Here is an 18,356-nt window from a genome sequence, read left to right on the forward strand (position 1 = left end):
CTCAGAACTCCGTCCCGCGCCGTGCGCGCTGCCCGGCGTCTATCGGGTGCTTCTCCTTCCGGACGTTCGTCACGAGGTCGGCGTGGTCGTAGAGGTAGTCGGGTTTCGCGTGACTCCCGGTCAACACCAGTTCCAGCCCCTCCGGTTTCGACGCGACGAGGTCGACCACCGCCTCCGGCGAGACGAGGTCGCGGTCGGCCGCGTAGAGGAGTTCGTCCAGAATCAGCATGTGACAGCCCTCCTCAACCGGCGCGTCGATCGCCAGCGGCCCGTCGACGTCCCGCGCCGCGTCGACGAGTTCGGTCGCGCGCTCGAACCCCGCCTGCGCCCGTGTCGCGTGGTCGTCGTCGGTCGACCCGTCGGCCATCCCGTGCCAGCCGTAGTGACCGCTGTTCTCGTAGGTGAACCCCGGCACTGCGGCGATGGCGTTGTACTCGCCGCGGACGGCCTCGACGCTGTCCGCACCGCCCTTCATGAACTGGAGCATGTGGACGCGGTAGCCGTGCCCCGCTGCCCGGAGACCCATCCCCATCGCCGCCGTCGTCTTCCCCTTCCCGTCACCCCACCACACCTGGACGAGGCCGAACTCGTCGGGGGCGTTCGGTTCGATGGCTTCGGCGGTGGGTGTCCGGCCCTGCCCGGGAGTGTTCCTGCGTGTCGATTCGGGCGTCGCATCGTTCGTGTCGTCCGTTCCGTCCGTGTCGGTGGTGTCTGAGTCGGTCATCGTGGTCGGTAGTGTGGTGGTCCGTCGTCGTGGGTGGTCGCGTGGTGGTCCGTCGTCGTTGTCGGTCGTCGTTCGTCGGTCGGTTCGTTACGAGAGCGCGTCGAGGAACGCGTCGAAGAGACCGCTCTCGGGGTGGAAGTGGGCGTACGTGCCGAGCGTCGCGTACTCGGTCAGCCCCTCGTGGTCGTCGTCGATGCCGTGGCCGCGGATCGTCTCGAAGGCGAATCGGGCGTCGGTCGCCGGGGTCGCCCGCGAGTAGTGGAACTCGTGGCCGCGGTAGCGTCCGCTCGTTGGCCGGAGCGGCGAGTCGGCGGTCGCCTCCAGTTCGACCATCTCCAGCGCCTGAAGCCCGTCGTGCATCTCGACGCTCGCCGGGAGCACGCCGGCCATGTCGTAGCGCTCCCCGTCGACAGTCGTCAGGGACTCCGCGAGCGCCATCATACCGCCGCACTCGCCGAACACGGGCAATCCCTCGGCTGCCGCCCGGCCGAGTTGGTCGAGCGTCGCGCTCTCCGACAGCGTCTCGGCGTGCAGTTCCGGGTAGCCGCCGGGGAGGTAGACCGCGTCACACGGCGGCAGGTCGTCGCCAGCGACCGGTGAGAACGTAATCACCTGGCCCCCCTCTCCGAGTCGCTCCAGCGTCGCCGGGTAGACGAAGCAGAACGCCGCGTCGCGGGCGACGGCGATTCGTCGCTCGTCCCCGGAGACGTCGCGACCCCGACCGATGCGGTCGTTCGGTACGTCGCTCGCCAGTTTCGGGGGTGTCCGTGCCACCTCCACTAGCGCCTCTGCGTCGAGGTGGCTGGCGGCCTCCGCAAGCGCGTCCGAATCGACGGCCGCCTCGTCGCCGCGGTGCAGTCCGAGGTGGCGTTCCGGGAGGTCGAGTCCGTCGAGCGGCGGTATCCGACCGAAGTAGGTCAGTCCCTCCGGGAGCGCCTCGCGGATTCCGGTCTCGTGTCGCCCGCCGTGCGCCTGCTGGGCGACGACGCCGACCACGTCGACGTCCCGGCCCGCGACGGTCGCGTACTCTCGGAAGCCGAGCGCCGTCGCGGCCACGCTCTCCATCCCGGCGCTCGCGTCGACGACGAGCACCACTGGTAGGTCGAGCGCCTCGGCGACGGCGGCGGTGCTGTTCACGTCCCCGTCGTACAGCCCCATCGCCCCTTCGACGACGCAGACGTCGCCCTCGCCGCGGCGGTAGTTCCGGCGGAGACCCGCCTCGCCCTGTAACCACGGGTCGAGCGTCCGCGAGGGCCGGTCGGCGACGGTGGCGTGCTGGCTCGGGTCGATGAAGTCCGGTCCGGCCTTCGCCGGCCGGACGGCGTAGCCGGCGTCGCCGAGCGCTCGCACGGCCGCGAGCGTCGCCACCGTCTTGCCGACGCCGGAGGCCGTCCCGGCCAGGACGAGTCCCGGCATCACGGCGAGAACACCTCCGTGTCGTCGGACGTGACCACGCCGTACTCCGCGTCCGCGACGGAGTCGGGCAGGTCTCGTTCTGCGTAGCGCGACCGCAGGCTCTCCCGGACGGCGTCGCGGACGCAGGCCCGCACGGCGCTCCCGACGGGCGTAGCGCTGCCGGAGAACGTCGCCGTCTCGCCCGCGGGGTCACAGCCAACGACGACGGCGTCCGTGGTGGTCCCCGGGAACCCGGTCGCCGCGAGGAGCGTCGCCGTCTTCGCCTCGACGGCCACCGCGAGCAGGTTCGCGAGCGCGCCGTCGTCGAGCGCTCGCGTCGTCCCTACGAGGAGGTTCACCGTCCCGGCGTTCGTCCGTTCGCCCTCCTCGCCGACCGCCTCGGACTGTCCGGGTCGGTTCACGGCATCGTCCATCGGGAGCGCCGCCGGGTTCGAGACGCCCGCGGTCGCGTAGACGGTGACCGAGCCAGCTCGCGCCCCGGCGGCGTGCGAGAGGTCGACGCCGGTCAACAGCGCCGGTCCGTCCGTCTCGAACCCGGCGTCTGCGCGGCGTCCCCGGACGTAGGCGTCGAGGTCGGTCCGGTCCCAGCCCTCCGGGACGCTGACGTTGTACGCCGCGTCGGCGCGGACGAACCCGCCGTCCCACCCCGAGGAGAGCCAGCGGGCGTCCGGCGACGCGACGCGCAACACGCCGTCGCGGACCGTCGACCCGAACGGCACCGACTCAGACATCCGCGAGCGCCTCCAGCAGCCGGTCGTTCTCCTCGGGGAGCCGGACGGCGACTCGGACGTGCGAGTCCAGTCCCCGGAAGGAGGTGGCGTCCCGGACGACGACGCCTCGCTCGCGGACCTGCTCGACGATGTGGGCGACGTCGCGTTCACCCACGTCGAGCAGGAGGAACGGTGCGTCGGATGGGTGGACCGCGAACCGGTCGTCGAAGGCGGCGGCCATCCGCTCGCGCTCTGTCCGGACGCGCTCGCGGGTCGCCTCGACGAACGCCGTCTGAGCCATGCAGTGACGACCGACCGCGAGCGCCGACGTGCCGAGGTTCCACGTCCGTCGCGCCGCGAGCAGCGCGTCCAGCAGGTCGCCCGTGGCGACGGCGAACCCGGCCCGGATTCCGGGCAGACCGAACAGTTTGGTGAGCGACCGGGCGACGACGACGCCCTCCGTACCGGCCAGCGACGGCCGGTCGGTGAACCCGAGGAACGCCTCGTCGACGAGCAGCGGCGTTCCCGAGGCTCGACAGCGGTCGGCGAACGCTCGCAGCTCCCCGTCGTCGTAGGCGTCGCCGGTCGGGTTGTTCGGGTTGCAGACGACGGCGAGCGCGTACTGCTCGGGGGCCACGTCGAGGAGGGCGTCGTGGGCGACGAACGTCGGGGCCGCTCCCTGGAGTCGGACCTCGCGGCCGTACTCGCCGAAACTCGGGGCCGGGAGCAGCACGTCGTCGCCGGGGGAGAGCGTCACCTCGACGGCGAGGCGAATCGCCGCGAGACCGCCCGGCGTCGGCACGACCTGCTCGGGCGCGCAGTCGACGTAGCTCGCGGCGGCCTCGCGGTACTCCCGTGGCGGTTCGGCGGGGTAGCGTCGAGCGTCGTCGAAGCTCTCGACGTGGACCTCGCGCGTGCCCTCGGGGACCTGCGGGTTCGTGTTCGCGCTGAAGTCGAGGACGGCCGGGTCGTCCGAACTGCCGTGTGGTTCGCGACCGACCGACCGGACGGCGTCAGCGTCCATCCGTGCGCACCTCGTCGGTCGCCTCCCCGTCGGCCGTCTCGTCGTCGGCTGGCTCTCCATCGGTCGATCCTTCGCGAGTGGGTTCGTCGTCCGCTGGCCCTCCTCCAGCGGCGTCGCCCGCTACAGGACCGATCTCGCGCTCGTAACGGGCGACGACGCGGTCGCGGACGCTCGCCATCTCGACGCCGGCCGTACGGGCCAGCGCCAGTGCCCCGCCCATGCCCGCGCCCTCCTTCCCGACGCCGTCACTGTAGTGCGCGAGGCCAGCGTGGTCGAGGCGGTCGAATCCGGGGTCCGTGACGGACAGTCGGCAGTCGAGAGCCTCGGCCGCGGCGCGCACGTCGACGGAGTCGTCCCCGTCGACGAACGAGGTCGTCGCCAGCGTCAGCGGGTGGTCGACCCCCGCGTGGCGGACGAGCGCCGCCGCGGCGACCATCTGTGTCCCGCCAGCCAGCGTCACCGGAGCGTCGCGCGCCGCGGCCCCGACGACGAGCCCCATCACCGTCGCCAGGACGGGGTCGCCCATCCGGGCGACGGCTTCGACCGGGGACCCGGCAAGGGACCCGGCGTCGAGGTCGCTCGCGGTCAGCGCCTCCTCCACGACCCGCCGCTTGAGTTCGAGCGGGTTGGTCGGGAGCGACGACGAGACGCCGAACGGTTCGCCGAGTGCGGTGAGCACTCCGAGCGCCGTCGTCGTCCCGCCGGGAACGCTCTCGCCGACGACGAGGGGACCGTCGGCCGCCCTGCCGACGCGTCTCGCGCGGTCGACTATCTCGGCCGCGTCCGGAACCGGGGTCGGTTCGCGGATGTCGCTACCCGGTGTCGCCCCCACCTCGACGGTCGGCGCGGCGGACGGAGCCGAGAGGCCGCCGTCGACGACCAGCAGGTCGAAGCCGACCAGTTCCCGGACGGCGCGGGTGACCAGCGCGGGCGTCGGGCAGCCACCGGGGCTGACCGGCACGGTCGGCGCGTAGACGGGCGTGCCGTACGCGACGAGTTCGGCGTCGGCCGACGGCGTGTGGTCGAGGAGCGCGGGATTCGCACCGGCGGCGCTGATGCCGTCGATGGCGGCCGTCTCCGTCGTCCCGACCACCAGCGCGAACGTCGGGTCCGTCGAGTCCGTCGCGACCGGCGAGTCCGTCACAGCAGCGCCTCCGCGAGGTCGGCGTCTGTCGTACGGTTCACGTTGACTGCGAGTCGGGCGTCGTAGCTCATGTGTATGGTATCGGTGTCGTCGTCCGCGACGAGGTTCACGCCGCTCGGGGCGACCGCGCGGCCGTCGTGGTCGAACGCCGTGTCGACGCTCGCCCCGAGCGCCTCCTTCAGCGCGACCGGTACGCAGACCGTCGTCGAATCGCCCTCGAACGCGGCGAGGAGCGTGTCGAGGAGCGGACCAGCGAGCAGGGGGAGGTCGGCGACGACGGTCAGTACGGGTCGCTCCACGCGGTCGAGGGCGAACTGGAGGTCGGCGACGTAGCCCTCGCCGGGTGCGTCGATTCGCTGGACCTTCGAGTGGCCGAGATGTGTGGTCGTCTCGGGCACGTGCGGCGAGGCGACGGCGTGGACGGTGTCGACGCGACTTCCCGCGAGTGCGTCGGTGACGCGGTCCACCATCGGTCGTCCAGCGACCTCGAACAGCGGTTTCTCGGTCGGCGCGTCGAGTCGGGTGCCACGACCGCCGCACATCAGCAGAGCGTCCACGTCGTCACCCCCGCAGCGAGCGCCACGACGCGCGCCAGTTCGTTCGTCGCCCCCATCACGTCGCCGTTGACGCCACCGAGTCTGCGGCGTGCCCAGAGTAGCGTGGCGAGTCCCGTCACGCCCCCAGCGAGAACCGTCACGGCCGAGGCGGGACGCGGCCACGTCAGCGTCGCAGCGGGGAGGGTGAGGACGACCGGAGAGAGGAGGTCCCGCAGCCCGTTGTCGTCGGTCAGCGCCGACCCGAGGCCCTCGTGGGTCGCCGTGCCGAGACAGACGACGACGGCCGTCGCGAGTTTGGCGCTCACCTCCGCGGCGACGACGACCAGGGCGGCTCGGGTCGGGAGTGCGGCCAGTTCGCCCGCGCTCGACCAGAGGCCGAGCACGACGAGCGAGACGGCGACGACGGCTCCGACGCCGACCGTCGTGTCCTTCAGCACGCTGCGACGACGCTCGGCGTCGCCGTGGACGACCGCCGCGTCGCCGAGGTCTGCGACGCCGTCGAGGTGGTTGATGCCGGTGAGGGCGTAACACCACGCGACGAAGACGGCCGCGACGACCAGGGACGGCCCTGGAGCGAGGAGCGGCACCGCGGCGAGTGCGCCGACGGGATAGCCGGCCAGCGGGAACGCGACCGGCGTCGTCCGGAACGCCTCCCACGCCGCCTCGTCGCGGCCCACGGGCGCACGCGTGAGGAACCCGAGTGCGCCACGGAGTGCGGTCGCTACCACGCCAGCACCCCGGCGAGGACCGCCGCGAGTCCGCCAGCGACGCCGACCACGCGGACACCCTCACGGGCGTCGCCCGCAGTGGGCAGTCGTGCGGACGGGTTCAGGACGTAGCTCCCGCGTTTCGCGAGTCGGACGCCGAGCACCGCAGCGAGCGTCGCCATCGGCCACCCCGAGTTCGGCGACGGCGGGTCGCCCGCCCAGCGACGACTGCGACGGACCGCTCGCGGGTCCAGTGCGGCGAGTGCGACCAGCACCGCGCTGAGCCGGGCCGGGAGCCACATCACGGCGTCGTCGAGGCGGGCGCTGGCCGTCCCGTGTGGCTTCGACGGGTAGCCGAGCATCGAGTCGAGCGTGTTGACGCCCTTCACCCACGCGGCCGCGCCAGCGGCGACGGCGAGCGACACCTGCGCCCCGAGCGCGAACGCGAACAGCGGGGCGACGAGGCCGTCCGCGAGGTTCTCGGCGACGCTCTCGACCGCCGCGCTCCGGAGTTCGCCGGGCGAGAGCGTCGCGGTGTCGCGGCCGACGAGTCCGCGAATCGCGTCCCGTGCGTGGGCCACGTCGTTCTCGATGGCGCCGAGGACGTCCGTCGAGAGCGTCAACAGCATCCGGAGGCTACAGAGACAGAACAGCCAGCAGCCAGCGACGAGAGTAGCGACGACCGGACCACTCCGACCCGCCAGTGCTGTCGTGCCCGCGACGGTCCCGGCGAACGTCAGGGGGACGACGAGGGCGACGGCAGCACCGACGAGCGTCGGTCGTCCCCACGTCCGGTCCAGTGGCGCGGCGAGACGGCCGAGGAGCGCGACCGGGTGGACCCTCGCCGGCGGTTCGGCGACCAGTCGGTCCAGCACCACGGCGAGCGCCACGGCGACCGTTCCCATCGCCCCCGGCATCACCGGGCCTCGGTGAGTCGGTCGGAGAGGTTCGTCAGTGGCGTCTCGTCGACGAGAATCGCTCGTCCGCCGACCGCGGAGACACCGCCGTCGGTCTCCGGGTCGTCGCCGACGTGTATCAGGTCGGCCGGACGCGTTTCGGTCGCCGTCGCAACCGCCTCGAACGCCCGACGGTGCGGTTTCCGCCAACCACTGTCGACGCTGGCCACGACCGCGTCGAACAGCGACTCGTCGACGGTCGAGCGACGGAGCGTCCGTTCGACGAGGCCGGGGACGCTACAGTTCGAGAGGACGGCGACGGACCCTCGCTCGGCGGCCGTCGTGACTGCCGCCCTGGCTCCGAGGCGGGTCTCGACGGGCTTCTCGAACGCGGCCCTGACGGCCCGGTGGACGGTCCCGTGCCGGACTTCGACCCCACGACTCGCGAGCGTGTCGCGGGCGTGGGCGACGAGCGAGCGCTCACGACCCGGTTCGACCTGCTCGTGGGGTTCACGGTACGCCGTCCGCCAGTCGTCCGGGAGAGCGACGCCCCGCTGGCGGAGTTCGGTCGCCACCGCCTCCGACGGGTCGGTCACCGCCGGTGTCGCGACCAGCGTGCCGAAGAGGTCGAACGAGACGGTCGTCACCGGCGCCCCCGTGACCGATGCTGCTCGACTCTCGTTCGTCGTCCGGCGCTCTGTGACCCCATACTCACGAACGACGGGGGTGCACAATAATGCTTTACGTAGTACAAGCGCGGTTGTCAGGTCCCTGCCGGTGCGTTCCGACCACTCGCGGAACCGGTGCTCCGTCGCGGAGTCGTGAGGCCCCCGGTCGAATGCGACACTCGGTCCTCGGGGACGGGCGAGGCTATCGGCTGAAGTCAGAGGGGTCGGTCACTCGAAGCGAGTGCCACGCGACGAAGGCGACGCCGGTGGCCAAGTGCGCTGTCGCGTGGCTGGACACCCCGTCCGGAGTGCGTCGGGAAGTCACTCCCACCTTCGTTCCCATCTCCCTCGGAGCAGGTGTGTCCACCTCTACTGATGGAGTTGGTGATATAAACCTTGACGCTGCCTCTGTGGTCGGAACTGGACCGGGTACCACTCGGCCACACCCCGGTCTGGCGGGGTTATGCGGTTCTAGTTCCGGAGGCTGGCGGCCAGGAGCCGGCGTCACCGACGTATCTGACTGTTTCCACCGAGCCCCCGATTCCGGTTGATTTATTTTCAGAAGCCGACTGTACAGTGCAATGACCTCGCCGTCGGACGACGACGACAGCGATGACCAGCATCGCTTCCGACGGCTGCTCCTCCAGGCGAAAGCGGAGGGCTGTCGCGTCCTCGTCACCGGGGACGTCGGTGCCGACGTTCTGGCGACGCGGAGCCGACGGCTGTTCGGACAGGGTGAGAATCGACACCGTCTCTTCGCGGCGACGGCCCTCGGTACCGATAGCATCCGACGCCACCTCCCGGAGACGGTCTCCATCGACGACCAGGACGTCGAACTGATTCGGCTCGGCGACATCCGCTCGGTGGACGTCACGGAGACGTACTCGACGCCGCCGCACATCGACGACGACAACGAGTTCGCGGCGTTCCGCTGGCGGGTCGTCGACGCCATCGCGCGTCACCGGGCGGACCACTCGCCCGACCCCGGCGAGTTGCGCGTGGGCGTCGCGCCGCTCGCACCGCTGCTCGACCAGCACCGCATCGAGTGCATCGACGAGTTCGTCCGCGTCGTGGGGCGAGAGACCGTTCGTTCGAACGGGATGGCGCACTTCCACCTGGGCCTCGACGCGTCGTCCGACCTCGCTGCACACCTCCTCCCGGAGATGGACGTCCACATCCAGCTCCGTCGACGGACCCCACGCTCGCTCGAACACCGGTGGATACTCCTCCGACACAACGTCCACACCGACTGGCTCCCGCTGCAGGAGTGACGGCTGGCCAGCGAGAGGGCTGGCCAGTGACTGTCGGTCACACTGCTGTCGGACGGAGTCCGACGAACTCGTCTCTACTAAGAACGGCCGAAAAGGGCACGAGAGAGCGGTCCGCATCGAGCCGACCGTCACGGTGCTATCGTCGCTTTGGAGAGACCGCCTCAGTCGGGGTCCGAGTCAGGGGAGCTGTTCGCCGCCCCACTGGTGGTACTCCTGAAGCGCCGCGACACCCTTCTCCGAGATGTCGTAGTAGTTCGTGCGCCGGTCGATATCCCCCTTCGACACCAGTTCCGTCTCGACGAGCGTGTCGAGGTTCGGGTAGAGTCGGCCGTGCGTGATCTCGTGGTCCATGCGCCCTTCGAGTTCCTCCTTGATGGACTGCCCGGACGGTTTCTCCAGCCCCGCGATGCAGTAGAGGAGGTCGCGCTGGAACCCCGTCAGCTGGTGAATCGTACTCTCGTCAACCTTGTCGCCCAGTTCGGTCGTGACACCCGTATCAGATCGAGACATGCTACTCCAGTATCCACTGGGAGAGGGCATTGTTATTGACTGTCAAGTGGGTGAGACAGTCGCAACGATGATTGTTGCACCGCCATCGTTCTCGATATTCACACCATAATGAGGGCCGAACTGATGGATTCAGTCGGAGGTCGACAACACACCGGAGATGGCCCAGAGGGACCGAATTCGGCATCGTAGGTGTGTGCTGATGTGTGTAAAGCACCCATCAAACCCACCGTCACTCCAGCGCTGTGCGCAAGGACGGTCATCGAGGTGAGTCGACTAGTAGTTTCTCTGACAGTCGTCGCTCCACGGCCCTGCAGTGGTTGGCAGTGACGTCGGAATCGTCGAATCGAGACGTCGCCAGGGCTAGCCCCGTTCGAATCTCTGCGCTTGACCGATAGCTGCGGGCAGCGATTGATTGATATCTGAACGTTTCTCCGTGGTCGCTTCCTCACTATCCCCAATTCGGTCGGTACGCGGTTCGTTTCTACTGCGAGGGGCGATATCGAAGTAGCCAGCACGCTGTAAATATCAGTCAGCTATATGGTTCCGCCAGAGAGATACTCATCGTACACGGGAGTTCGAAGGAGAGCGGCCGTTCACGACCGGACGATACGGCGAACGGGAGCCGCTGCCGAACGAACGTCGACTGCGTACACAGTTATGAACGGAGAAGCGAGCGAGCCGACGAGGGGGGTTTCGAAGCGGCAAACGAGAGGTTCGCGGATCAGACGCCGTGGGACGTGGGGGCTAGCGATTTCGACCGATGGGACCCGGCGACGACACCGTATCGGGCCGTACGAGGAGGGGGAGTAACGATGGAGGTCGCCCCGTACCTCGCGGTCGGCGGATTCCTCCTGCTGTTCGCGGCGTTCGGCGTCTTCGTCGCGATGGAAGTCGGGTTCGCGTGACAGAGCGGGGAGTTCGCTCGGCGACCGACGACCGTATCGCTCATCGGGAGCGGTGTCGTCGGTCTCGCCACGGCGGTACAGCCCAGTGGTGAGGCGGACCGCGGCGGTCGCTTACGCGCGGCCGTGTTCTTCGTACGGCTGGACGATGACGAACCCGCTCTCACCGGCGAAGTTCATCTGGTAGCGCTCTCCCGACTCCTGGCCGATCATGTCCGAGAGGTTCCGGTTGACCTCGACGTCGGGGGACGTGTCGCTCCAGGCCACCGTCGCCTGCGGGTCCGTCGAGATGGGCGGTTCGACGACGATGGGGTCGCCGTGCGTCGTGATCGCGACGTAGCCCGGACCCTCGAGGTAGACGTTGGTGAGGCCACCGGCGAACGCACCGGCGAGGCTGTCGATGGAGCGAATCTCGTAGGAGATGTCGGACTCGAACGCCAGCACGTCCTCGCCGTTGACGGTGACCGAGTCCCCGTCGTCCAGCGCGAGTATCTGAATCTTCTTCCCGCGGTCGGCGAGGTACACCTGCCCCTGGCCCTCGACGACCATTATCGGCGTCCCTTCACCGGAGGCCGCCTCCTTCAGGAACCCGCGGATGCCACCCTCTGCCGACGCCTTGCCGGTGAACGACAGGTCGCCGGAGTACGCGATCATCGACCCGGCTTTCGCCAGCAACGAGCCATCGGCGGTCACGTCGAGCGTGTAGCTGTTCTCGAGTTCGAACGGTGCGTCGCTGTCCGCGGAGGGGTCGTCGGCCGTGAGTTGCTCGATGTTCATAGTCGAGTGGAACCAATTTCCAGCAGTTCCACCGGACGTGTCTCGTCGACGGACAAAGAACCCTGGGTGAGCGACGGACGGCGATGTCGCACCCGACGGCCGGGCGTCACAACGGGGCGACCGTGCACCCACTACCGCTTCCACGCAGCGCGCTATCGGTCCGTCGGGGCGTCGGACCCCCGTCGACCTGAGGAGAGTCCGAGCGCCGCGGCGCCCATCGTCGGGACCGACGCCGGGTCGTCGGGGTCGTCGTGTTCGAACACGGCCCACTCCGCACCGACGTCGCTGGCGGTGGCGAGTGCCCCGTCGATGTCGACGATACCCGTCCCCGGGTCGACCGACCGACACGCCGTCAGCGGTCCGACCGGCCCGTCCACGGCCGTGTCCTTGACGTGGACGAGCGGCGTCCGGCCAGCCGTGAACCGGAGCACGTCGGCGGGGTCCTGCCCCGCCGCCGTCACGGTACCGACGTCGACCTCGAACGAGAGCGCGTCCGGGTCGGTCGCCTCGACGAGTCGGCCGAACGCGGTCCGCTCGACGGGAACGACGCCGTCGGGCCGACCGACCAGGTCGAACAGTCGGTCGCCGACCAGTCCGAGCCCGGTCTGTGGCTTGCTCGCGCCCGGCGCGTACGGGTTGACGGTCGTCAGGAGCCGTTGGAGCCGCGATGCCCGGTCGACCGGGACGAAGTCGTGGACCTGGTTGTGGTACGCCAGCGAGGAGCCGTGTTCGGCGAGCTCGCGCCCGAGTTCGTCCAGTCGGTCGGCGAGTGCGTCGACTCGCGCTGGCGTCCGGAAGTGCGCCGGGGGCAGGTGTGGAATCACGAGTCGCTGGACGCCGACCCGTGCGTAGCGTGCGGCGCACGCCGCAGGGTCGTCCTCGATGTCGCGGAGCCCGACGTGCGCACCCACCGGTTCGAGGTCGGCGTGCGCGAGGGCGGCGACGACGTCATCGGGATCGGCGTCGGGCAGTCGGTAGGCGAACTCCACGCCGTCGAATCCGGCGTCGCCGACCCGCCGGATGACGTCCGGCAGCGGTTCGTCGATGTCACGGAGCGAGTACAGCTGGAGCGCCGACTTCACGGCTCGGCCCTCGTCGCGTCGTGTGAGACCGAGCGGTGTACGACCACCGTCTGCGGCGGAGACATGCTGTTCGACACGTCGCCTCGTCACCCCATTGTAATATCCGGCATATGTCACAGAGGAGGGCAGAGAGCCCCCGAACAGAGGTAGAAGGAGGGTCTTAACAGAGACTCCTCGCGGCGACGTGGGACGCCGGTGACCGGGTCGGCTTCGAAGTCGGGAGAGAAGGTCGAGGACCGTCAGTTCTGTGAACAGCGAGAGGGGTGCGGAGTGCGGTAGAGCTGTCGCGCGTGGCTGCGCAGGGTGAACTTCGTCAGGAGCCGTGGCGTTCGACGTTCAGGCAGTCGCCTTCGTGAGGGACCGGTACCAGGCGCGGTTGGAGCGGTACCAGTCGATGAACTTGCGGACGCCCTGGTCGATAGTGACCGACGGTTCGTAGCCGATGAGCGCTCTGGCCTTCCCGATGTCCGCGTGGGTGTGTTCGGCGTCGCCCCGGTAGCGTTCGTCGTACTCCAGGTTCAGGGGCTGGTCGAACGCGTCACAGATGGTCCGGGCGAGTCGCTCGATGCTGATGTTGTCCGTGCTCCCGATGTTGAGGATCTCGCCGTCCGCGGCGTCCGACGTCATGAGCGTGCGGTTCGCGTCGACGACGTCGTCGATATACGTGAAGTCGCGGGTCTGTTGCCCGTCGCCGTAGATGACGGGGGGCTTCCCGTCGGCACACCGCGTGACGAAGTTCGTGATGGCCATGTTCGGTCGCATCCGCGGGCCGTAGACGGTGAAGTAGCGGAGTGCGACCGTCGGTAGTCCGTACACGTCGTTGTACGTGCGGGCGTACTGCTCGGCGGCGAGTTTCGATACACCGTACGGACTGACGGGTGTCGTGGGATGGGCTTCGTCGTAGGGGAGGTAGTGGTTCTTGCCGTAGACGGACGACGAACTGGCGAGTACCACCCGGCGAACGTCCGAGCTGCGGGCGGCTTCGAGGACGTTCAGCGTCCCCTCTACGTTCACCTCGTTGGGTTTCTTCGGGTCCTCGACGCTCGCCCGGACGCCCGCCTGCGCCGCCTGATGGTAGACGACGTCGGCCTCCGCGACGAGTCGCGACACGGTCGACTCGTTACGGACGTCGTCCTCGACCAACGTGTACGACCCGTCGGTCTTGGCCGCGGTCTCACGCGCCTCCGAGACGTTCGTGCGCTTGATCGCGACCTCGTAGTAGGGGTCGAAGTTGTCGACGACGGTCACGTCGTGGCCGTCGTGGACGAACGACTCGGCGAGATGACCTCCAATGAATCCAGCACCACCGGTGACCAGAACCTGCATTCTTTCTTACCTTCGGTCACAAATATCAGGGTCACCAATTAGGTAGTAGCACCTTATTGGTCGAGCGTTCGTCCGGCGAGACGTCCTGAACGTCCACACACTCAGCGTTCACGAACAGCAGAGATATCCGAGTGGTACCGGTCGAACACCCAATTTTCACCCCCATTTCACCGATATAATCCCTCCTGAAGTGGCCCTGGGACCTCGTAACTGACAGCCGGAGCGCAGGTCGGGTCGACTACTCGCCGCGAGGTTACACAACCTATTTGACTGGCGATAGTGCATGTCCTCCTAGACGTCTTTCGCTCGGACGTATCCGCTACGCATGATCGACAGGCTCCGTTCGCTCGTCAGGCATCTGGTCCCCAGCGGGGGGACCGCCCAGCGCGTCACGAAGGGGACGGTCTGGGTCATGAGTCAGAACGTGTTCGGTCGGCTGCTCCAGCTCGGGATGCTGGCGGTGCTCGCACGGCTCATCGGTCCGTCCGAGATCGGCCTGGTCGGCATCGCGCTGCTCGTGCTGAGCGCGACGAAGAAGTTCACCGAGATCGGCCTGGAGGCCGCCATCATCCAGCAGGAGGCAGACGACGTCGACCACTATCTGAACACGACGTGGGTGTTGCAGGTGCTCAGGGGCGTCCTCATCGCGGCCGTCCTCTACGTCGCCGCGCCGTTCGTCGCCGACGTGTTCGACGAGGCTCGGGCGACCGTGCTCGTCCGCGCCATCGGTCTCTCGCCGCTCCTGTTCGGCCTGACGAACCCGGGTATCGTCTACTTCCAGAAGAACCTGGAGTTCCACAAGGACTTCGTCTACAAGCTCTCGGGGGAGGTCGGGATGGTCGTCATCGCCGTCGCGTACGCGCTGTTCGTCGAGCAGACCGCGTGGGCGTACGTCGTCGGCTACGTCGCCGCCGACGCCATCCGACTGGTCATCTCGTACCTCATCCACCCCTTCCGACCCGGTGTCGAGGTCGACCGGGACGCGGCGCGCGACCTCATCGGCTACGGGAAGTGGATAACCGGGTCGTCGGTGCTGTACTTCCTCTACAGCCAGGGCGACGACGCGTTCGTCGCCGCGTTCATCGGCCCGGCGGCGCTCGCGTTCTACCAGTACGCGTACCGGTTCTCGAACGCCCCCGCGACGGAGTTGACGCAGGTCGTCTCCAGCGTGCTGTTCCCGATGTTCTCGAAGCTCCAGTCGGACATGGACCTGCTCAAGGAGACGTTCCTGAAGTCGCTCCGCCTCACGACGTTCGTCGCGCTGCCGATGTCCTGTGGTATCGCCATCGTCGCACCGAGTTTCGTCGTCGCGTTCCTCGGCGAGCAGTGGGTCGAGATGGTCGTCCCGATGCAGATACTGACCGTCTACGGGCTGTTCAGGTCGCTCGGGAAGACCTGGGGGCCGGTCTGGAAGGCGACCGGTCGGCCGGACTACCACACGAAACTGTCGCTCGTCCGCGTCACCCTCCTCGCCATCCTCATCTACCCGCTCACCGACGCGTACGGCATCACCGGGACCGCGCTGGCGGTCACGAGCATCTCGCTGTTCCCGATGATACCGCTCGAACTGTACCTCATCAAGAACTCCATCGACGTGCGCTACCGGGAGATCGCCTCGGAGATATCCTATCCGCTCGTCGCGAGCGGCCTGATGTCGGCCGGACTCGTCGTGTTCAACACCAGCGTCAGCCTCCCACCGCTGCTCGAGTTCCTCGCCCTCTCGGTGCTCGGCGTCGCCCTCTACGGCGTCTCCGTGCTGGTGCTGGAACTCACGTTCGACTGGGGCATCCGCGGGAACCTCGAGTCCATCGCCGCGAACCTCAGCGACTGACGACGACGACCGGTCCTCGCCGCTCGTGCCACCACCCTTGGAGCCACGGCACCTGCGAGACGTGACAGGCGGACAGCGCCGGGACGACCTGGGTCGGCCAGGAGAACACGCTCGCAGAACAGCGCGACGCGGAGAGTACCGGTTGACTCGTCTCTGGGCCGCCTCCTCAGCCACTGGCGTTCACGGAGACCCATCGGTGCACCTCGCGGTACGCGTTGTCGACGGTCGGGTTCTCGGGCACTTCTCCCCGATACAGCAGCATCGTCAGCCGGAGGCGCTCGCCGGTGAACGGCGGAGTGACCGTCGGGTCGACGACCAGTCGAGCGTCGGCCGGGACCTCGCGGCCGAACTGTGAGAGGGTCGCCGTCCTCGTCACCGTGCCGTCCTCGCTCACCTGCTGTAACTGGACGACGCCGGCGAACCGCACCGTCTCGCGCTCGTGGTTGTCGATGCGCAGGTGGAGCGTCGTCGCTTCACCCCGGACGAACTCGGTCGGGTAGTCGCCCGCGACGGCGTTCCCCGACTCGTCTATCGACACCTCGTAGAACTCGGTGGGCGTCTCGGCGTTCGGAGGGGTGGCCGCGACGTAGACGACGCTCGCGGCGACGAGGACGATGGCGAGCACCACGAGGCCGTTCGAGACGCGAGAGAACCGCGGCGCCTCCCGCCATCGGTTGACCCCGAACCGCTGGGCGAGACCGTAGTCGAACCGCTCTCGGGCGGGCAGCGAGCGGCGGCGGACGGCGGCGACCACGACGCCCAGCACCGTCGGGACGAGGAGCGCCAGCACCACCGACCGCAGGTCGATGAGCCACCGCGACCAGTCGAGGAGCACGCCCGAGAGGACGGCGACGGCGACGCTGACGACGACCGCGAGCAGGAGTCGTTCGAACACGTCGATACCCCCTCCGACCGTCTCCTTCGGCCCCTTCTTCGCGGCCGGGAAGAGCGCGGCGACGAGCGCGTAGCCGGGGACGAACAGGAGCATGGGCAGGAAGACGACCAGCTGGAGTGCGGTCGGAATCGGTGGCTGGAGGAACGCCAGTAGCTCTGCGACCCCGGCGACGACGACGACAGCGACGAGGTCGTGCGCGGAACTCGATGCGCGAGTGTGGTCCAGACGGCGGGAGGGTTGCTTATCCATCGGTAATTGTCGTGGTGTCTGTCAGCGCGCGTCTCGTGGCGTAGTCGTCGTACATGGAGCGATTCACAGTGTCGGGAGCGTTCCGGGAGGGACGACCTGCTGGACCCAGCCGTAGACGAAGACCAGGAAGCCGACGAATCCGAGTATCGTCACCCAGCGGAGGTGTCGGTGCCAGCGCGGTGGCTCCCCCATCGGTGCCGAGTACTCGGCGGCCAGGAGGAACCCGACGTATCCCGTCGCGTAGACGAGGGCGGTCGTCACCCGACCGAACTGGCTGAGGACCAGCGCACTCGCCACACACCAGAGGAGGAACGCGCCCACGAACCGGCGGAGCGTCGCGTCGGTCACGACGCTACCCTCCGTCGGGAAACGGAACACATCCGTCGGTTCACCTCAGGGCGCACCGTACTCGACCTCCGTCGCGCCGTCGAGCGACTGCGAGGCGAGTCCCTCGACGAACCGCTCGTAGTCGTCGCCGACGGTCCGAGTCGAGAACTCGTCGGCCCGCGACTGCAGTCTCTCCTCCTCCACCGGGTCGTCCAGCGTCGCGAGGAGCGCCTCCGCGAACGCCTCGTCGTCGCCGACCGGGACCAGCGGGCCGTACTCGCCGCCGACGAGGATCTCGTCGGGGCCGCTCGGGCAGTCCGTCGAGACGACGGGACAGCCACACGCCAGCGCCTCGATGAGCGTCGTCGGGAGGCCCTCGTGGCGCGAGGAGAGCGCGAAGACCGCGGCGCGGTCCATGCAGGCGTACTGGTTGTCGACGTAGCCCGGGAAGTCGACGACGTGGTCGATACCTAGCGCGGCAGCCTGTCGTTCGAGGTCGTCACGCAACGACCCCTTCCCGGCGACGAGGAGCCGGGTGGTCGGGCGCTCCTCGTGGACGCGAGCGAACGCCCGAAGGAGGGTCGGCAGGTCCTTCTGTTCCTCCAGGCGGCCGACCGAGAGGACGACGTCGAGGTCCTCGTCGGCCAGCCACGGGTGGTCGACGTCACCGGCGGCCTGGTCGCGAATCTCGTCGATGGGGAGCGGGTTGTAGAGGACGCTGCTCCGACTCGCGTCGGCCGTCGTCCCCCGGACGGCGCTGTCGACGACGCCCCGCGAGACGCCGACGAGGTGATCGGCGCGGCCGTACATCCGGGCCGCCAGCGCGTCGACGAGCGCGTCCTTGCGACCCTCCTTCTCGCCGAACGTGTTGTGTTCGGTCGGTATCGCGCGGACGTCGGTACCGGCTACCTCGACGGCCGCCAGCGCGACGACGTTGGCGTAGGTCATCTGCGAGAACAGCGCGAACGGCCGGCGCGAGCGGAGGTAGGAGACCAGTCGCGGGACGCACGCGCCGAGACCGAGGACGGGGACCGTCGGCGTCCGCAGGTCGACGACGGTGACGTCCCCGGTGACCTCCGAGCGGAGTCTGCCGCGTCTGAACGCGAGGACGAGGTCCACGTCGTAGCCGCGACGGCCGAGTTCGTTCGCCAGCGTCACCGTCACGCGCTGCGCGCCGCCGACGGTGAGGGAGGGGACGAAGAACGAGAGCTTCCGTTCGTGCGTCGACATAGCTATCTACGGAGCCTCTCGGTGGAGCACGACCATTAGTAGGTGGTCGCTATCGGCCCGGAGCACTGTCGAGTCGCCGTTCGAGAAGCGAGTCGCGACACGCCGGAACA

Annotated in this window: 18 protein-coding genes; 2 read left to right on the forward strand and 16 right to left on the reverse strand. The window is 68.8% G+C overall.

What is annotated here, in order from left to right:
- Nucleotide 1: 1 nt before the first annotated feature.
- The 9 genes from MX571_RS15205 to MX571_RS15245 all read right to left on the reverse strand — a co-directional run bounded on the left by MX571_RS15205 (nucleotide 2) and on the right by MX571_RS15245 (nucleotide 7,825).
- Nucleotides 2-724: a cob(I)yrinic acid a,c-diamide adenosyltransferase gene (locus tag MX571_RS15205; RefSeq protein WP_247418208.1), complete on the reverse strand. Its 723-nt coding sequence runs from the start codon at nucleotides 722-724 to the stop codon at nucleotides 2-4.
- Nucleotides 725-811: 87 nt separating this feature from the next.
- Entirely contained in the window at nucleotides 812-2,140 is a 1,329-nt protein-coding gene (locus MX571_RS15210) for a cobyrinic acid a,c-diamide synthase (protein ID WP_247418209.1), read from the reverse strand.
- On the reverse strand, nucleotides 2,140-2,871 hold the full coding sequence (locus MX571_RS15215; RefSeq protein ID WP_247418210.1) for an adenosylcobinamide amidohydrolase: 732 nt from the start codon (nucleotides 2,869-2,871) through the stop codon (nucleotides 2,140-2,142). The genes MX571_RS15210 and MX571_RS15215 overlap by 1 nt, the downstream gene beginning before the upstream one ends.
- Entirely contained in the window at nucleotides 2,864-3,874 is a 1,011-nt protein-coding gene (locus MX571_RS15220) for a threonine-phosphate decarboxylase (RefSeq protein ID WP_247418211.1), read from the reverse strand. The genes MX571_RS15215 and MX571_RS15220 overlap by 8 nt, the downstream gene beginning before the upstream one ends.
- The gene (gene cobT, locus MX571_RS15225) at nucleotides 3,864-5,018 is read right to left on the reverse strand and encodes a nicotinate mononucleotide-dependent phosphoribosyltransferase CobT (RefSeq protein ID WP_247418212.1); all 1,155 of its coding nucleotides are present in this window, start codon (nucleotides 5,016-5,018) and stop codon (nucleotides 3,864-3,866) included. The genes MX571_RS15220 and cobT overlap by 11 nt, the downstream gene beginning before the upstream one ends.
- Nucleotides 5,015-5,560: an NTP transferase domain-containing protein gene (locus MX571_RS15230; RefSeq protein ID WP_247418511.1), complete on the reverse strand. Its 546-nt coding sequence runs from the start codon at nucleotides 5,558-5,560 to the stop codon at nucleotides 5,015-5,017. The genes cobT and MX571_RS15230 overlap by 4 nt, the downstream gene beginning before the upstream one ends.
- Nucleotides 5,560-6,303 carry an adenosylcobinamide-GDP ribazoletransferase gene (cobS, locus tag MX571_RS15235; RefSeq protein ID WP_247418214.1) on the reverse strand — a complete coding sequence of 248 codons (744 nt, stop codon included), beginning with the start codon at nucleotides 6,301-6,303 and terminating at the stop codon, nucleotides 5,560-5,562. Before cobS ends, MX571_RS15230 begins: the two co-directional genes overlap by 1 nt.
- On the reverse strand, nucleotides 6,297-7,187 hold the full coding sequence (gene cbiB, locus MX571_RS15240) for an adenosylcobinamide-phosphate synthase CbiB (RefSeq protein WP_247418215.1): 891 nt from the start codon (nucleotides 7,185-7,187) through the stop codon (nucleotides 6,297-6,299). Before cbiB ends, cobS begins: the two co-directional genes overlap by 7 nt.
- A gap of 11 nt (nucleotides 7,188-7,198) precedes the next feature.
- Nucleotides 7,199-7,825 (reverse strand): HAD family hydrolase, encoded by a 627-nt coding sequence (locus MX571_RS15245; protein WP_247418219.1) that lies wholly within the window; start codon nucleotides 7,823-7,825, stop codon nucleotides 7,199-7,201.
- Between the two features lie 602 nt (nucleotides 7,826-8,427).
- On the opposite strand from MX571_RS15245, the gene MX571_RS15250 reads away from it, so the two are divergent.
- Nucleotides 8,428-9,117 (forward strand): DUF7504 family protein, encoded by a 690-nt coding sequence (locus MX571_RS15250; protein ID WP_247418221.1) that lies wholly within the window; start codon nucleotides 8,428-8,430, stop codon nucleotides 9,115-9,117.
- Nucleotides 9,118-9,294: 177 nt separating this feature from the next.
- Here the strand turns inward: MX571_RS15250 and MX571_RS15255 are convergent, their stop codons facing one another.
- The 4 genes from MX571_RS15255 to MX571_RS15270 all read right to left on the reverse strand — a co-directional run bounded on the left by MX571_RS15255 (nucleotide 9,295) and on the right by MX571_RS15270 (nucleotide 13,714).
- Nucleotides 9,295-9,567 (reverse strand): PadR family transcriptional regulator, encoded by a 273-nt coding sequence (locus MX571_RS15255; RefSeq protein WP_247418512.1) that lies wholly within the window; start codon nucleotides 9,565-9,567, stop codon nucleotides 9,295-9,297.
- Between the two features lie 1,076 nt (nucleotides 9,568-10,643).
- Nucleotides 10,644-11,306 carry an AIM24 family protein gene (locus MX571_RS15260; RefSeq protein WP_247418222.1) on the reverse strand — a complete coding sequence of 221 codons (663 nt, stop codon included), beginning with the start codon at nucleotides 11,304-11,306 and terminating at the stop codon, nucleotides 10,644-10,646.
- A gap of 152 nt (nucleotides 11,307-11,458) precedes the next feature.
- Nucleotides 11,459-12,388: a sugar phosphate isomerase/epimerase family protein gene (locus MX571_RS15265; protein WP_247418223.1), complete on the reverse strand. Its 930-nt coding sequence runs from the start codon at nucleotides 12,386-12,388 to the stop codon at nucleotides 11,459-11,461.
- Nucleotides 12,389-12,724: 336 nt separating this feature from the next.
- The gene (locus tag MX571_RS15270; protein WP_247418224.1) at nucleotides 12,725-13,714 is read right to left on the reverse strand and encodes a GDP-mannose 4,6-dehydratase; all 990 of its coding nucleotides are present in this window, start codon (nucleotides 13,712-13,714) and stop codon (nucleotides 12,725-12,727) included.
- Between the two features lie 325 nt (nucleotides 13,715-14,039).
- On the opposite strand from MX571_RS15270, the gene MX571_RS15275 reads away from it, so the two are divergent.
- Entirely contained in the window at nucleotides 14,040-15,545 is a 1,506-nt protein-coding gene (locus MX571_RS15275) for a lipopolysaccharide biosynthesis protein (protein WP_247418225.1), read from the forward strand.
- A gap of 166 nt (nucleotides 15,546-15,711) precedes the next feature.
- Here the strand turns inward: MX571_RS15275 and MX571_RS15280 are convergent, their stop codons facing one another.
- The 3 genes from MX571_RS15280 to MX571_RS15290 all read right to left on the reverse strand — a co-directional run bounded on the left by MX571_RS15280 (nucleotide 15,712) and on the right by MX571_RS15290 (nucleotide 18,246).
- Entirely contained in the window at nucleotides 15,712-16,689 is a 978-nt protein-coding gene (locus MX571_RS15280) for a DUF1616 domain-containing protein (protein ID WP_247418226.1), read from the reverse strand.
- A 63-nt stretch (nucleotides 16,690-16,752) separates the two neighbouring features.
- On the reverse strand, nucleotides 16,753-17,067 hold the full coding sequence (locus MX571_RS15285; protein WP_247418227.1) for a DUF8044 family membrane protein: 315 nt from the start codon (nucleotides 17,065-17,067) through the stop codon (nucleotides 16,753-16,755).
- A 15-nt stretch (nucleotides 17,068-17,082) separates the two neighbouring features.
- Complete coding sequence (locus MX571_RS15290; RefSeq protein ID WP_247418228.1) at nucleotides 17,083-18,246, reverse strand: glycosyltransferase; 1,164 nt, start codon at nucleotides 18,244-18,246, stop codon at nucleotides 17,083-17,085.
- Nucleotides 18,247-18,356 lie beyond the last annotated feature (110 nt).

The organism is Halomarina salina (assembly GCF_023074835.1).
Classification (GTDB): domain Archaea; phylum Halobacteriota; class Halobacteria; order Halobacteriales; family Haloarculaceae; genus Halomarina; species Halomarina salina.

Coding starts and splice junctions, on each gene's coding strand:
- MX571_RS15210 (WP_247418209.1), bottom strand. CDS start 2,140: ATGCCGGGACTCGTCCTGGCCGGGACGGCCTCCGGCGTCGGCAAGACG.
- MX571_RS15220 (WP_247418211.1), bottom strand. CDS start 3,874: ATGGACGCTGACGCCGTCCGGTCGGTCGGTCGCGAACCACACGGCAGT.
- MX571_RS15290 (WP_247418228.1), bottom strand. CDS start 18,246: ATGTCGACGCACGAACGGAAGCTCTCGTTCTTCGTCCCCTCCCTCACC.
- MX571_RS15230 (WP_247418511.1), bottom strand. CDS start 5,560: ATGTGCGGCGGTCGTGGCACCCGACTCGACGCGCCGACCGAGAAACCG.
- cbiB (WP_247418215.1), bottom strand. CDS start 7,187: ATGGGAACGGTCGCCGTGGCGCTCGCCGTGGTGCTGGACCGACTGGTC.
- MX571_RS15205 (WP_247418208.1), bottom strand. CDS start 724: ATGACCGACTCAGACACCACCGACACGGACGGAACGGACGACACGAAC.
- MX571_RS15280 (WP_247418226.1), bottom strand. CDS start 16,689: ATGGATAAGCAACCCTCCCGCCGTCTGGACCACACTCGCGCATCGAGT.
- MX571_RS15275 (WP_247418225.1), top strand. CDS start 14,040: ATGATCGACAGGCTCCGTTCGCTCGTCAGGCATCTGGTCCCCAGCGGG.
- MX571_RS15215 (WP_247418210.1), bottom strand. CDS start 2,871: ATGTCTGAGTCGGTGCCGTTCGGGTCGACGGTCCGCGACGGCGTGTTG.
- MX571_RS15270 (WP_247418224.1), bottom strand. CDS start 13,714: ATGCAGGTTCTGGTCACCGGTGGTGCTGGATTCATTGGAGGTCATCTC.
- MX571_RS15250 (WP_247418221.1), top strand. CDS start 8,428: ATGACCTCGCCGTCGGACGACGACGACAGCGATGACCAGCATCGCTTC.
- MX571_RS15260 (WP_247418222.1), bottom strand. CDS start 11,306: ATGAACATCGAGCAACTCACGGCCGACGACCCCTCCGCGGACAGCGAC.